This window comes from Senegalia massiliensis (genome assembly GCF_900626135.1).
Lineage (GTDB): Bacteria > Bacillota > Clostridia > Tissierellales > SIT17 > Anaeromonas > Anaeromonas massiliensis.
Window position 1 is genome coordinate 450954 of record NZ_LR130785.1, and the last position, 14463, is coordinate 465416.

Genomic DNA, 14463 nt, shown 5'->3' on the forward strand with positions numbered 1-14463 from the left:
TACTAAGGAGGAAATCAAATGAAAAAATTTATTAAGTTGTTATCTATATCATTATTAATGTTTATATTTGTAGGTTGTAGTAATGGAGATGCAGAAACTTCAAAGAATGATGATAAAAATGAAGAAAAAGCAGATGCAACATCACAAGCATCACAAGAAGTTACAGAAATAGAACTTGAATGGGATATTCAACCAGATCTTGGAATAATAAAAGGTGATTATTATAGAGTAGAAGAGCGTTTTAGACAAGGTCATCTTGGGATATTAGAAGTTGTAAAAAATGAAGATGAGATAGTAAATGTAGAGTTTAATGAGTTAGGAAGACCTAATTATTATGTTCGTTATTATCAAAATGTTCCTAAGCGTATGTCAGAATATAATTTCACTATGGGAGCTAAAAAAGGAGCTGCTTGGATACAATCAGTTGTACTTGTAGAAGAACAAATGTTAGAAGAGCAAAGAATAACAGGAAAGTTTGACACAATATCTGGAGCATCAAATAGTGTAAATCAATCTATGTTACCCCTTGCAAAAGAAATATCTAAAAAATTAGATAAGCCATCAGGACAGAAATATTATAGTATTGCAGAAGATCTTGGAGGTGGATTAACAGGTTATTTAAAAGTAGTTTTAGAAGATAAAAAGATAGTTTCAGTAAAATATGATGAAATATTTGCAAATACACCTGAAGAAATAGAAGATCCTAAGTTGAAAAAACTCTATAGACAATCAAAATATGAGTCAGTAGAATATGAAGAACCTTCTCGTATAGGATTTAATGTTCAAATGGATGCTTTAAATGAAAAAGTAATAGAAACTCAAGATTTATTAGATTTATCAGGATTACCATCAACAGATGAAACTGGAGATTATGCTTCAAGTGGTTTTACAATTAGAAATGAATCATGGGATAATTATTTAAAATTAGCAGAAAAATTAAAAGCTGAAATAGAAAAGGATGGAAACATATTATAATTAATTAAGATAAGGATACTATTAATAGTATCCTTATTTTGGTTTATCCATTAAAATGAATATATTTCTTTTTTTTCATAATTTTATATATTGGATATAATAAGTAGCTGTGTTACAATGATTATATTTCATCATAAATGGGGGATCATAATGACAAAAAATACTAACAGAGATTCACTTGTTTTAGGACTTGCTTTATTCGCAATGTTTTTTGGAGCTGGTAATTTAATTTTTCCACCTTCTATTGGAATAAGTGCAGGAGATAGTTGGTTTAGCGCAATGGTTGGATTTTTCCTAACTGGTATAGGAATGCCACTACTTGGAATTTTAGCTATATCAAAAGCAGGAGGAACTTTAGATAATTTTGCTGGTAAAATTAGTTCAAAGTTTAGTAAAATATATGGAATAATAATTATAATAATACTAGGTCCAATATTAGGTGTTCCAAGAACAGGGGCTACGACTTATGAAGTAGGTATAAGTCCTATATTTCCAGATGTAAGCCCAGTTTTAGTTTCTATAATATTCTTTTCTCTTACTTTATTTTTAACAATAAAACCTACAGGTATAATTGATAGAATAGGGAAATTACTCACTCCAATATTACTTATAATGTTATTTATAATAATATATAAGGGAATTATAATGCCAATTGGTACTCCAGTTAATACAGGAATTTTAAATCCTTTTTCTAATGGATTTACAGAAGGTTATCAGACAATGGATGCATTAGGAGCAACAATTTTTGGAGGAATAATAGTTGGTTCATTAGTGGAGAAAGGATATAAAGATAAAAAATCTCAATTTAAAGTTACTTTAAAAGCAGGATTAATATCTTCTATGGGGTTAGCTATAGTATATGGAGGGCTTTTATATTTAGGATCAACAGCAAGCTCTACGTTTTCATTAGAAATGACAAAGACAAGCTTAATAATAGCTATAGTAGGTAATATTTTAGGTGAAATAGGAAAAGTAATATTAGGAATTTGTGTGTCAGTTGCATGTCTTACTACAGCAGTAGGACTTATTGCTACAGTAGGTAATTTTTTCAGTGAAATTAGTAAAGGAAAAGTAAGTTATAAATTAGTTGTTATAATTGCCACAATAATTAGTGGGGTAATAGCTAATTTAGGAGTAGAAAGTATAGTTAAATTTGCAGAACCTATACTTGCAGTAATATATCCAGTAGCAATAGTATTGATTGTTTTAAACTTATTTGATGATCTAATTAAAAATAAAGTAATATATATTGGTGCAGTATATGGAGCACTTTTAATAAGTACAATTGATGGAATAAATTCATTAGGAATAGAGTGGGGATTATTAGATAGTATAATAAATATATTACCACTTTGGGATCAAGGCTTTGGATGGATTATACCTTCTATAATAGGTATGATAATATCAGTAATTGTTAGTAAATTAAATGTTAATAGTAATTCAAAACGTTATAAATATATAGAAAATTAAGAAGTGTCTTATGATGCTTCTTATTTTTTATTTTAATTAAAGGATATATTGTTTTTTTTATAGAATATATAAACTAACAATAAAAATATATAGGAGTGTTAAAATGGATAAAGGATATATACACATTTATACTGGAAATGGTAAAGGTAAGACAACAGCAGCGTTAGGACTATCTTTAAGAGCAGTATGTGCAGGAAAAAAAGTATTCTTTGGTCAGTTTGTAAAAGGTATGAAATATAGTGAAACAAAATCAGTAGAATATTTACCTAATTTTGAAATAGAGCAATTTGGTAGAACTTGTTTTATAGATAAAGAGCCAGAAAAAGAAGATATAGAATGTGCTAAAGTTGGACTAGAAAAATGTAGAGAAACTCTTGAAAAAGATGATTATGATTTAGTAGTATTAGATGAATTGACTATTGCCCTATATTATAAATTATTTAGTTTAGAAAAAGTCTTAGAAATGATTGAAAATAAAAATAAAAATATAGAATTAGTTATAACAGGTAGATATGCACCAGATAAATTAATAGAAATAGCAGATTTGGTAACAGAAATGAAGGAAATAAAACATTACTATAATAATGGTGTGAAGGCTAGAAAAGGTATAGAGAGCTAAATTAAAAAAATATTAAATATAGAGAGTAGTTTTTGAATAGTATATATAAATGCCATAATTTAAATAAGGAGAGATTAGATGATATCTAAATGGATTTATATATTAATTGGAGATAATAATACAGGAAAAACTACATTTCAAAAAGAACTACTTAAAATATTATGTGATGAAAATAGGGATTCTAGATTATATTATGGAAAAGAATACAAAATTAATCATCCATATGCATTAAAAAATTCAATAAAATTATTTTTAGGAAATAGAAGTTATCAGGAAAAGAAAAATAGTGACATAGATACAGTAGAAGATTACTTTGAAAGTATATTTATTCCATCAGATATATGTATACTATCGTCACATCTAAATAAAGATGATATACAAAATATTATAAAATTAGGTAAAGAACAATTTTATAATATAGGAGGAGTATTTTTTACTAATTCTATAGAAAAACAACCAGATAAGAATAAGGAAATATCACAATTAGATTGGGATGAAAAATTTATTATTAATAATAAATTAATTAATGAAAATATAAATGATGAACAATTTAAAATTAAAGTAGATAGTCAAATTAGAATATTATCACGTGAATTTTCACAAATGTTAATCAATAGAATGATTGTACAGTAAATTAATCAATATAAAACTATTTTATTGGGTAATAATATCATTAGAATATAAAATAGGACGTGATAATTTGAATGAAAAGAATACAAATAGATTAATAGATGAAAAAAGCCCATATCTTTTACAACATGCTTATAACCCTGTGGATTGGTATCCATGGGGTGAAGAAGCATTTGAAAAGGCTAAAATGGAAGATAAGCCTATATTTTTATCAATAGGTTATAGCACATGTCATTGGTGTCATGTAATGGGAAGAGAAAGTTTTGAAGATGAAGAAGTAGCTGAGCTTTTAAATGAGTACTTTGTACCTATAAAAGTAGATAGAGAAGAAAGACCAGACTTAGATAATATTTATATGACAATAACACAAGCAATGACAGGTCAGGGTGGTTGGCCTATGAATGTATTTTTAACACCTGATAAAAAGCCAATTTATGCAGGGACTTATTTTCCAAAACGTTCTATATTAGACAGAGTAGGACTTATGGATATATTATATAATATAAATAAAGCATGGAAAGAAAAAAGAGAGGACATAGTAGAAAATAGTGAAGATATAATACAAAAATTAAATAATATTCAAAGTTCAAGTAATGAAGAACTGGGTAAAGAAGTTTTAGAGGATGTATTTAATGAGAGAAAGGAAGACTTTGATCCTAAATATGGAGGTTTTGGAACTAGACCTAAATTTCCTATGCCTCATAATTTAATATTTTTAATACGTTTTTATAAAGAAAGTAATGATGAAAAAGCATTAGAAATGATAGAAAAAACATTAGATGGAATGTATAAAGGTGGGATATTTGACCACATAGGATTTGGATTTTCTAGATATTCAGTAGATGAAAAATGGTTAGTTCCTCATTTTGAAAAGATGCTATATGATAATGCACTTTTAGCTTACTGCTATTTAGAAGGTTATCAGGTAACAGGTGAGGAATTGTATAAAGAAGTAGCAGAAAAAATATTTACTTATATAATTCGTGATATGACTTCAGATAAAGGAGGGTTTTATTCAGCAGAAGATGCAGATAGTGAAGGTGTAGAAGGTAAGTTTTATGTTTGGACTAAAGATGAAATAAAAGATATTTTAGGAGATGAAGCAGGTGAGGTAGTTTGTAATTATTTTGATATAACAGCCACAGGAAATTTTGAAGGCAAAAATATACCAAATCTCATAAAACATGATTTAAATTTTATAAAAAAATCTCCTGATTTAATAAACCGAGTACACGCATATGCTGATATGCTATTTTATACAAGGGAAAATAGAATAAAACCTCACAAAGATGATAAGATACTTACTTCCTGGAATGGACTTATGATAGCAGCATTTGCATATGGTGGTAGAATATTAAATAAACCTCTATTTATAAACCGAGCGAAAGAAAGTATAGAATTCATATATGAAAATTTATTTGATGAAAATGGAAGATTACTTGCAAGATATCGTGATGGAGAAGCAAGGTATAAAGGATATTTAGAAGATTATACATTCTTAACTTGGGGATTGATTGAAATTTATGAGGCTACATTTGATGATATTTATTTAGAAAGAGCAAAAAAATTAATGAATGATACTTTTAGATTATTTTGGGATAATGAAAATGGAGGATTCTTCATAAATGGTCATGATGCAGAAGAATTAGTATTAAGACCAAAAGAAATATATGATGGAGCAATACCTTCAGGCAATTCAGTAGCTGCTTTTAATATAATAAAATTATCTAAAATGTTAGAAGATGAGTCCTATAAAGAAAAATACACTCAAATGTTAAAGTCATTTAGTAGTACTATAAAAAATATGCCACATGCTCATTCATTCTTTTTGCTTAGTTATATGGAGTATATAAAAAATGGTAAAAATATAGTCATAGCTTATGAAAAAGAAGATGATTTATTTCATGATATAATTAAAGAGATAAATAGTATATATTTACCTTTTACTACAGTAGTTAAAGGTAAAAGAGATCTTAAAGATAATAAAACAACTGTTTATATTTGTGAAAATTATAGTTGTAATATGCCTATAAATAATTTAGAAGACTTTAAAAAGGCATTAAAATAAAGGAGGATAAAAGTAAATGGATTACAAAATGTTACACACTTGTTTAAGAGTTATGAATTTAGATAAGTCATTAAAATTTTACAAAGAAGCTTTAGGGTTTAAAGAAACTGGGAGAAAGGATTTTCCTGAATATGAATTTACCTTAGTATTTTTAACAGATTCAACAGGTAATTATGAGATAGAGTTAACTTATAATTATAATCCAGATAAGCCATATGAAATAGGAAATGGTTTTGCACATATAGCAGTATCTGTATCTGATTTAGAATCTTCTAGAGAAAGACATAAAGATATGGGTTACAAAGTAACAGATCTTATGGGACTTCCAGGAAGTAAGCCAAAATATTATTTTGTAACAGATCCAGATGGATATGATGTAGAAGTAATAAGAGCATAATAATGATATAAAGTTGTAATGGATTGCATATAAATTATGGTGTATAATTATATAAGAAATAAAGTTAAAGGAGCACAAATTATGCAAAAATATTATTTATATGTAGTCCTTACAAGTCCTCATACAGCTATTTCAAAATTAATAAAACTATTTAAAAATGATAATTATACTCATGCTTCAATTTCGCTAGATAAAGATTTAAACAACATGTATAGTTTTAGTAGAAAAAAGGCATATAATCCATTTATAGGAGTATTTAAACATGAAAAATTTGATAAAGGAATTTATAAATTTCATAGAGAATTACCAGGTAGAGTAATGGAAATAGAAGTAACAAAGGAACAATATGAAGATGCAATAAAATTATTACATCAATTTACATATAATAGTGAAGTATATAAATATAATTATAAAGGACTCTTATATATGCTTTTAAACAAAGAAATTTTATCAGAAGACAGATTTTTATGTTCAGAATTTGTATATTACATATTAAATGAAAGTTATATTGTTGATTTAAATATATCTAGGAATTTAGTAAGACCTGAAAATTTATTAGATATAGAAAGTGAAATAGTGTATGAAGGAAATTTAAAGGAAATGTATCCAGCACATAGTATTAAAAGTATGACGTTTAATTATATAAAAAATAAAATAGGAATGAAAGTATCATAAATAAAAAGCAAGCTCAATTTTGAGCTTGCTTTTATTTATCCAAAAAATACGAAATATCCAATTACAAGAATTCCAAGTACTATTCTATACCAACCAAATGCTTTGAAGTCATTATTTTTAATATATGAAAGTAAGAATTTAATAGATATAATTGAAACAATGAATGCTACAACCATACCAAATATAAGTATTATAAATTCTTCCATTGAAAAATCAAAGCCAAATTTAACTAGTTTTAATGCACTTGCTCCAAACATTACTGGAATAGATAAAAAGAATGAGTATTCAGCAGCAATATATCTAGATGTACCAAGTATAATTGCACCTATAATAGTAGCACCTGAACGAGATGTACCTGGAATAAGTGCTAAAACTTGAAACATTCCTATTAGAAATGCAGTTAAATAACTTAAGTCATTGAAACTTCTAATTTTACCTGTTCTTCCTTTATTCATATTTTCAACTATTATAAATAATATACCATAGAATATTAGCATTATAGCTACAGTTTGATAATTATATAAATGTTCGTTTAACCAATCATCAAAAAGAAGTCCAAGAACTGCTGCAGGAAGAACTCCCACTACTACTTTAAACCATATTGACATTGTATCCATTTTTTCTTTCTTAGTCTTTTTAGGAGAAAAAGGATTTAATTTATGGAAAAATAAAATTACTACAGCCATAATAGCACCTAATTGTATTACTACAAAGAACATTTCTTTAAATGCATCAGAGTAATTTAATTTTATAAATTCTTCAACTAAAATCATATGACCTGTACTACTTACAGGAAGCCATTCAGTAATTCCCTCAACTATCCCAAGAATTAAAGTTTTAAATAATTCTATTAAAAACATTTTTTTCACCCCTATAATTTATGTATTACTTCTTATATATTAATATTCTTTTCTATTTATTGCAAGAATAAAAGTTTAAATATTTTCTTAACTTACAAAACTGTAAGATAAAAAGCATTATTGTAAGTTAGGAGTTATGGTTTAAAGTTTAAACTAAAAGTATAATAGATTTATAAAGATAAAAGAAAGTGAGGAAAATTTAATGGAGATATTAAAAGTAGAAAAATTAAATAAGACATATATTACAGGAGATACAAAAGTGGAAGCTTTAAAAGATATTGATTTATCTATAAATAAAGGAGAATTTGTATCCATAGTTGGTGCTTCAGGTTCAGGTAAATCTACCTTATTACATTTATTAGGAGGACTAGATAGACCTACTAGTGGGAAAGTAATAATTGATGGAGAAGATATTTACAATTATAAAGAAGAAAAATTAGCTATATTTAGAAGAAGAAAAGTAGGCTTTATATTTCAATTCTTTAATCTAATACCTATATTAAATGTAGAGGAAAATATTGCACTTCCTGAATTATTAGATAATGAAAAAGTAAGTAGAGATTATTTAGATGAATTAATTTCTTTGCTTGGAATGAAAGATAGAAGAAATCATCTTCCATCAGAACTATCAGGAGGGCAACAACAAAGAGTAGCTATAGGGAGAGCATTATTTAATAAACCTTCAATAATACTTGCAGATGAACCTACAGGAAATTTAGATAGTGTTACATCAAAAGAAGTAATAGAATTGTTAAAATTTACTGCAAAAAAATATAATCAAACATTGATACTTATAACACATGAATTGAATATTGCACAAATGGCAGACAGAGTTATAACACTTAAAGATGGAGATATAGTATCAGATGAATATTTGAAAGTAGAATAGAGGTGATGAAATGATTACAAATTATAAAGGAATTACAAAAAGATATTTAAAGAGTAATAAAAAAAGAGCAATACTTACAATAGTTGGGATAATACTCTCTGTTTCATTAATTTCATCTATAGGATTATTTTTTAAAGGGTTACAAGAATCTCAAGTTGAAGCTGCAAAAAATCTTTATGGATCAGCTCATTTACAATATGAAAATCCTGATAATGAAGATATAGACAAAATACAAAACAATCCTAAAGTAGGTAAAAGTGGCTTATATACAATAGAGTCAGAGTTTATGATAGATGAAAAAATAAATGTTATGAAATTATTAGCTACAGATGAAGCATTAGAACTACTACCTGCTAAAATTGAAAAGGGTAGTTATCCAGAAAAAGAAAATGAAGTAGCTTTAGAAGGATGGTTACTTAAGTATATAGAGCCTGATGCTGATATTGGTGGTATTATTGATATAAATGGAGAAAGCTATAGGTTAGTTGGAATTTTAGAAGATAGTGTATCTAATCAAATGAATTTAAATAGTTCAATATTAACAAAGGGAAATGTATCAAATCAAAGTAACAAAGTTTTATTAGTAGAAATTAGTGAAAAAGCAAATTTAAAAAAGGCAGTAGACGAATTAAGTGATGTTGCACCAATGACAGTAGTTAAAAATAATTATCTGCTTTCATTACAGGGAGCAGGAGATGTAAATGATTTGGTAGGGTTATATATGGTATTATCTGTAATTATAGGTATAGTAGTAATATCAACTATAGCAGTAATATATAATTCATTTCAAATATCTGTAGTAGAAAGAATAAAGGAATTTGGTTTACTTCGTGCAGTAGGAACAACTCCCAAGCAAATAAGGAAAATAATAGTTAGGGAAGCTACATTACTATCATCAATAGGTGTTCCTATAGGACTTTTATTTGGAGTAATAGCAATATACTGTATAGATTTAGTTTTTAAATTCATAGGTGGGGAAAACTTAGATTTCATAAAGCTTTCTATTTCACCAATGGTTTTAATAATTAGTGGTGTTATTGGTATAGTATCTATATATGTATCAGCATTGTTACCAGCTATATTTGCTGGACGTATATCACCTTTACTTGCTATAAGTAATAGAAAATCTATTAAAAAAGAAAAAATTAAAAGAAAAAGAGGTATATTAAGTAAATTATTTAAAGGTATATTAGGCTTTGAAGGAGAACTTGCATATAAAAATATTAAGAGAAATAAAAAGAGATATAGAGTAACAGTATTTTCAATAGTAATATCAGTAGTATTATTTATATCTTTTTCGTCATTTGTAGATATGGCAGATACAGTAACGGATAATCCTACAGAATCCGATAATGTTCATTTCTCTATAGTTAGAGATACAGCAGGGTTTGATAATGGAGAATCTATAGGAGAGGATATAATAAAAGAAATAAAAAATATGCCTTCGGTAAAAACAGTATATGAAGCATATAATGACTATGCTTTTGAATTTGAAATAGACAAGGATAGTCAAATTGGTAAAGTTAAAGAAATAAGTGAAGGAATTGCAAAAGTGGGTGGAGAAAAGATTTATAATGAATCTGAAAACCACCAGAAAATTAAAATAGATGGTAATATAAATATATACGATGAAAATGCATTAGAAGTATCAAAGAAATATTTAAAATCAGGAGATATAGATATAGAAGAGATAAACGATAAAAATGGAGTAATATTTATAGCAGATAATAGAATTTATAATTATGAAACAGAAAATTCATATTATGGACCTATAGCAGATATAGAATCTGGCGATAAATTAAAAGTATTAAATAGAAAATATTCATTAGAAGATGAGGAAAAATTAGAAAGCATAGATAAAGAGCTAAAAGTAATGGCTGTTGCAAAAGAAAATATATTTAGATTTAGAGGTAGTGGTGGTGAAGGAGGATTAAAAATAATAACATCGAAAGAGGTAGCAGAAGATTTATTAGATAAAGATTCTATAAAACCTATAAATTTAAATATTGTATTAAATGATGAAACAAGCGAAAAATCAGTAGTTACAGAGTTAGAAAAAATAATAAATGATGATCCAAACTTAAGAGTTATAAATCATATAGAAAATAATAGACAATCAAAAGCATCTAATTTAATAGTAAAAATACTCTTATATGGTTTTGTAGTAGTGGTTTCACTTATAGGTAGTGTAAATATAATAAATACACTTACAACAAATATTCTTTTAAGAAAGAGAGAATTTGCAACACTTAGATCTATTGGGCTTACTCATAAAGGACTTAAAAAAATGGTGGTTTTAGAAGGAATATTATATGGAGTAATGGGTTTAATATATGGTTCTATAATAGGCTCGATTCTTTCATTTGTCATGTATAGAGGAATGGGAAGTGTAAGGGAAATGCAATTCTGGAATATACCATGGAATACTATAGGCATAGCAACAATTGCCATTGTAGTAATAGGATTTCTTTCTGTACAATATCCATTATCTAAAATAAAGCGTGATAATTTAATTGAAACAATAAAAGGTGACTATTAAAGAGATGATAAATATCATCTCTTTTTGTTATAATATAAAGTAATAAAGAGGTGATAAGATGATAAATATACTTTTAGTAGAAGATGATAAAGCACTTGCTATGGGAATAGAATTTAGCTTAAAAGAAAATGGATACGAAGTGTTTAATACAAGTACCATAAAAGAAAGTAAGAAAATATATGAAGAAGAAAAGATAGATTTAATACTTTTAGATATTAATTTACCAGATGGAAGTGGATATGATTTGTGTAAAGATATAAGAAGTGGAAGTGATGTACCTATAATATTTTTAACAGCACTTGATGAAGAGGTAAATATAGTTCTAGGACTTGATATTGGAGGAGATGATTATATTACAAAACCTTTTAGAGTAGGAGAATTGACTTCTCGCATCAGAGCCATACTTCGCAGAACTAAGAAAGATGATATAGATATATATAAATCAGGTGATTTAACAATAAATATATCTAAGGTAAAAGTAGAAAAGAAAAGTAGTGAAATTAAACTTACAGCACTTGAATATAAATTATTATTATTTTTCATTAATCATCCTCAAAAATCATCAAAGAGAGAAGAAATTTTATCTTATCTAACAGAAAATGAAGAAGCTTTCTTTGATGAAAACACATTATCTGTGTATATAAAAAGACTTAGAGAAAAAATAGAAGATGACCATAAAAACCCTGAATATATAATTACCAAAAGAGGGCTAGGTTATATTTGGGAAAAAGAAGTTATAAAGGAGTAGAGATATGGATAGTTATTTCATAAATTCTAGAATGAAAAATAGTTTTATAATACTTTTGACTGTTATAGTTTTATTTGCAGTTATATCATTTTCAATTTTAAATATACATTATAATAACTTAAAAAAAGATTATATTGATAGTTTTGGAAATGTACTTGTGATAGTTAATGATATTGATCCTGAGCTTGCAAAGGATATAATACCTAGTATAACAGGAGAAGAGGATATAAAACAAAGTAAAAGGACAAGGGTTATTCTAAAGGAATATGGTTTAACCGAAGACTTAGAAAACTCACTTTTTCCTAATATTAATGAAACTTATATGACGAATAATATGTTGTTTATATTGATTTTTATATTACTTTTATTAGTATTATTTATACTTAATTTTATAGAACATAGATATTTTTATAGAAAGATTAGAAAAATATCTAATAGAGCAAAAGATATAGTAAAAGGAGAATTTAAGCTATTTGAAGAAAAGGATAAAGAAGGTGATTTTCCAAAGCTCATATCATCATTTAATTCTATGGTAGGAATTATAAAGGGGAATTTAGAAAAATTAGATAAAGAGAAAAACTTTTTAGTAGATTTATTATCTGATATATCTCATCAACTGAAAACTCCACTTTCTTCAATGATAGTATATAATGACATACTTACAGAAAAAGAACTTCCAAGAGAAAAGCAATTAGTATTTTTAGAAAATAATAAAAAACAATTAGAACGTATAGAATGGTTAGTAAAGAGTTTATTGAAACTTGCAAGACTTGACGTACAAGCCATAAAATTTGATAAGGAAAAATTAAATGTAAATTATACTATAAAAGTAGGAGTAGAATCATTAAATGAAAAAATAAAAGCAAAAAAAATAAAAATAAATTTTGATTCTACAAATGAGATTTTTTTAGATCATGATTTCTATTGGCTAAAAGAAGCTATTATAAATTTAATAGTGAATGCAATAGATCATAGTGAAATTGGAAATGATATAAATATATATACATTTGAAAATCCTATTTATAAGAGAATAGAAATACAAGATTATGGTGAAGGAATAGATAAAAAAGATTTGCCTCATATTTTCAAGAGATTCTATAAATCTAAAGATTCCAAGAATAGTGATTCAGTAGGGATAGGACTTGCACTCTCTAAATCAATAATTGAGAGTCATAATGGAATAATAGAAGTTGAAAGTACAAAGGGAGAAGGTACTTGTTTTATGATTACATTTTTAAAGCATTAATTTATTTTTCCTATTTAGGGTATATTATTTATAGTATGCTTTAGGGAGGAAAAAAGATGGATTTTATTTTGATACTAATACTTATATTGTTAAATGGATTTTTTGCAGCAGCTGAATTTGCTCTTGTTTCAATAGAAAGAGAAAAATATGAATCTAAAAAATATAACAATAATAAAAAGGTGCAAAGTCTTTTAAAAATAACTGAAAATCCTAGTAGGTTTTTAGCTACAATACAAGTAGGTATAACACTTGCTGGCTTTTTAGCTAGTGCATCTGCTGCAGTAACAATTTCAAAACCTTTTGGTGAAATATTAGAAGCTACAGGATTACCTATAATAGCTGATTTTAGTGATCAAATTGCAATAGTAATAGGAACAATAATATTATCATTTATTACTTTAGTATTTGGAGAATTAGTACCAAAAAGAATAGCCCTTGCAAATACAGAACGCACAGCATTCTTTTCAGTAACACCAATAAATTTATTATCTAAAATTATGAAACCAGTAGTATTTATACTTACGAAAACCACAGATATTGTAGCAAAGTTATTAGGCACTAATACAGAAGGAGCAGAAGAAAAGATAACAGAAGAAGAAATAAGAAATACAATAAGAAAAGGTAGAAGACATGGAGTATTAAATCCTACAGAAACAGAAATGCTTGAACGGATATTTGAGTTTGATGATAAACTTGTAAAAGATATTAAAACCGCTAAAAATAAAATATTTTCAATCAATATAGAAACAGATATTAAAGATATTATGGATCGAATAATAAAAAGTGGTTTTTCTCGAATACCTGTAAAAGATGAAAATGATGATATAATCGGTATACTTTATATAAAAGATTTATTCTATGAAATGGAACGAACAAACAAACAGGAAATAGACATAAAAAATATACTTAGAAAGCCTTATTTTGTACCAGAAACTAAAAAGATAGATACATTATATAAAGAATTAAAAATAAATCAAAATCATATGGCTATAATAATAGATGAATATGGTTCAATTTCAGGAATTGTAACTCTTGAGGATATATTAGAAGAAATAGTAGGAGAGATATTTGATGAATTTGAACAAGAAATACACTCTATAAAATATTTAGAAGAAGGTGTATATTTAGTTGATGGACTTGAAAGTATAAAAAAAGTAAATGAAGAGTTAGAGTTAGATTTACCTTTAGATGGTCCAGATACTATAGGTGGATTTGTACTTAGTTTACTTGATGATATACCAGATAAAGATGATTATCCTATGATTAACTATAATAATATAATATTTAAAGTAGAAAAAATAAAAGGCAAGAGAATAAAAGTTGTAAAAATGACAATAACAAAGTAAA

Annotated in this window: 13 protein-coding genes; 12 read left to right on the plus strand and 1 reads right to left on the minus strand. The window is 26.4% G+C overall.

Annotated elements, in window-relative coordinates:
• The first annotated feature begins 18 nt into the window (after window positions 1-18).
• From E0D94_RS02240 to E0D94_RS02270, 7 genes are all read left to right on the plus strand, one after another.
• Window positions 19-975 carry an FMN-binding protein gene (locus E0D94_RS02240; RefSeq protein WP_242620467.1) on the plus strand — a complete coding sequence of 319 codons (957 nt, stop codon included), beginning with the start codon at window positions 19-21 and terminating at the stop codon, window positions 973-975.
• Between the two features lie 150 nt (window positions 976-1125).
• The gene (gene brnQ, locus E0D94_RS02245) at window positions 1126-2445 is read left to right on the plus strand and encodes a branched-chain amino acid transport system II carrier protein (RefSeq protein WP_130805676.1); all 1320 of its coding nucleotides are present in this window, start codon (window positions 1126-1128) and stop codon (window positions 2443-2445) included.
• Between the two features lie 103 nt (window positions 2446-2548).
• Window positions 2549-3064 (plus strand): cob(I)yrinic acid a,c-diamide adenosyltransferase, encoded by a 516-nt coding sequence (gene cobO, locus E0D94_RS02250; protein ID WP_130805677.1) that lies wholly within the window; start codon window positions 2549-2551, stop codon window positions 3062-3064.
• Between the two features lie 78 nt (window positions 3065-3142).
• Window positions 3143-3697: a hypothetical protein gene (locus E0D94_RS02255; protein ID WP_130805678.1), complete on the plus strand. Its 555-nt coding sequence runs from the start codon at window positions 3143-3145 to the stop codon at window positions 3695-3697.
• Window positions 3698-3764: 67 nt separating this feature from the next.
• Complete coding sequence (locus E0D94_RS02260) at window positions 3765-5762, plus strand: thioredoxin domain-containing protein (RefSeq protein WP_130805679.1); 1998 nt, start codon at window positions 3765-3767, stop codon at window positions 5760-5762.
• A gap of 16 nt (window positions 5763-5778) precedes the next feature.
• Window positions 5779-6159 carry a lactoylglutathione lyase gene (gene gloA / locus E0D94_RS02265; RefSeq protein ID WP_130805680.1) on the plus strand — a complete coding sequence of 127 codons (381 nt, stop codon included), beginning with the start codon at window positions 5779-5781 and terminating at the stop codon, window positions 6157-6159.
• An 81-nt stretch (window positions 6160-6240) separates the two neighbouring features.
• Complete coding sequence (locus tag E0D94_RS02270; protein WP_130805681.1) at window positions 6241-6834, plus strand: hypothetical protein; 594 nt, start codon at window positions 6241-6243, stop codon at window positions 6832-6834.
• 35 nt (window positions 6835-6869) lie between these two features.
• Here the strand turns inward: E0D94_RS02270 and E0D94_RS02275 are convergent, their stop codons facing one another.
• Window positions 6870-7694 carry an undecaprenyl-diphosphate phosphatase gene (locus tag E0D94_RS02275; protein WP_130805682.1) on the minus strand — a complete coding sequence of 275 codons (825 nt, stop codon included), beginning with the start codon at window positions 7692-7694 and terminating at the stop codon, window positions 6870-6872.
• Between the two features lie 202 nt (window positions 7695-7896).
• Between E0D94_RS02275 and E0D94_RS02280 the strand changes: the two genes are divergently transcribed.
• The 5 genes from E0D94_RS02280 to E0D94_RS02300 are packed head-to-tail and all read left to right on the plus strand — an operon-like array spanning window position 7897 to window position 14462.
• A complete protein-coding gene (locus tag E0D94_RS02280) occupies window positions 7897-8583 on the plus strand; it encodes an ABC transporter ATP-binding protein (RefSeq protein WP_130805683.1) in 687 nt (228 codons plus the stop codon).
• A 10-nt stretch (window positions 8584-8593) separates the two neighbouring features.
• Window positions 8594-11122, plus strand: coding sequence for an FtsX-like permease family protein (locus E0D94_RS02285; RefSeq protein WP_130805684.1), 2529 nt, complete (start codon window positions 8594-8596; stop codon window positions 11120-11122).
• A 58-nt stretch (window positions 11123-11180) separates the two neighbouring features.
• The gene (locus tag E0D94_RS02290) at window positions 11181-11870 is read left to right on the plus strand and encodes a response regulator transcription factor (protein ID WP_130805685.1); all 690 of its coding nucleotides are present in this window, start codon (window positions 11181-11183) and stop codon (window positions 11868-11870) included.
• Between the two features lie 4 nt (window positions 11871-11874).
• A complete protein-coding gene (locus E0D94_RS02295; RefSeq protein ID WP_130805686.1) occupies window positions 11875-13116 on the plus strand; it encodes a sensor histidine kinase in 1242 nt (413 codons plus the stop codon).
• Between the two features lie 56 nt (window positions 13117-13172).
• Entirely contained in the window at window positions 13173-14462 is a 1290-nt protein-coding gene (locus E0D94_RS02300) for a hemolysin family protein (RefSeq protein WP_130805687.1), read from the plus strand.
• Window position 14463: the final 1 nt, after the last annotated feature.

What these genes read in the sequence shown, in the direction of transcription:
- E0D94_RS02240 (WP_242620467.1), top strand. Translation starts at nt 19, where the DNA reads ATGAAAAAATTTATTAAGTTGTTATCTATATCATTATTAATGTTTATA.
- cobO (WP_130805677.1), top strand. Translation starts at nt 2,549, where the DNA reads ATGGATAAAGGATATATACACATTTATACTGGAAATGGTAAAGGTAAG.
- E0D94_RS02295 (WP_130805686.1), top strand. Translation starts at nt 11,875, where the DNA reads ATGGATAGTTATTTCATAAATTCTAGAATGAAAAATAGTTTTATAATA.
- E0D94_RS02280 (WP_130805683.1), top strand. Translation starts at nt 7,897, where the DNA reads ATGGAGATATTAAAAGTAGAAAAATTAAATAAGACATATATTACAGGA.
- E0D94_RS02270 (WP_130805681.1), top strand. Translation starts at nt 6,241, where the DNA reads ATGCAAAAATATTATTTATATGTAGTCCTTACAAGTCCTCATACAGCT.
- E0D94_RS02255 (WP_130805678.1), top strand. Translation starts at nt 3,143, where the DNA reads ATGATATCTAAATGGATTTATATATTAATTGGAGATAATAATACAGGA.
- E0D94_RS02275 (WP_130805682.1), bottom strand. Translation starts at nt 7,694, where the DNA reads ATGTTTTTAATAGAATTATTTAAAACTTTAATTCTTGGGATAGTTGAG.
- brnQ (WP_130805676.1), top strand. Translation starts at nt 1,126, where the DNA reads ATGACAAAAAATACTAACAGAGATTCACTTGTTTTAGGACTTGCTTTA.
- E0D94_RS02290 (WP_130805685.1), top strand. Translation starts at nt 11,181, where the DNA reads ATGATAAATATACTTTTAGTAGAAGATGATAAAGCACTTGCTATGGGA.
- E0D94_RS02285 (WP_130805684.1), top strand. Translation starts at nt 8,594, where the DNA reads ATGATTACAAATTATAAAGGAATTACAAAAAGATATTTAAAGAGTAAT.
- E0D94_RS02300 (WP_130805687.1), top strand. Translation starts at nt 13,173, where the DNA reads ATGGATTTTATTTTGATACTAATACTTATATTGTTAAATGGATTTTTT.
- gloA (WP_130805680.1), top strand. Translation starts at nt 5,779, where the DNA reads ATGGATTACAAAATGTTACACACTTGTTTAAGAGTTATGAATTTAGAT.